Annotated in this window: 1 protein-coding gene; it reads left to right on the forward strand. The window is 72.2% G+C overall.

Annotated features, from left to right (window positions below):
* On the forward strand, positions 1 to 410 hold a 410-nt coding region (locus LPA54_RS40495; RefSeq protein ID WP_228985428.1), incomplete at both ends, for an acetylxylan esterase.

A 410-nucleotide genomic window follows, 5' to 3' on the forward strand; every position in this document is an offset into this window, starting at 1 on the left:
AGTCCGTCAAGGACGACATCGCGGCCGTCGTCCTCCAGGACCAGGTCGACGCGCTCCTGGCGCTGGCCGGGGACTTCCCGCTCGACCTGGACCTGGTCGCGATCCGCGGCTGGTCCATCGGCGGCTACCTGGCCCCCCTCGCCGCGCTGCGCCGCCCCGACGTGTTCCACGCGGCCCTCCTCGGCGCCCGCGCCACGGCGCCGACGCTCTTCTCCATCGCCATGATGGACGCCGTCTGCCCGCCCTCCACCTGCTTCGCCGCCTACCACCTCTACGGCGGCGCTAAGGACCTGCGGGTCTACGAGTTCAACGGCCACGAGGGCGGCGCCGGACACCACCGGCGCGAGCAACTCATCTGGCTCCGGGGGCTGTTCCGTGTACCCGGACTCGACGACCCCGGAATCTCCACC

This window comes from Streptomyces sp. DH12 (assembly GCF_020873895.1).
Taxonomy (GTDB): Bacteria; Actinomycetota; Actinomycetes; order Streptomycetales; family Streptomycetaceae; genus Streptomyces.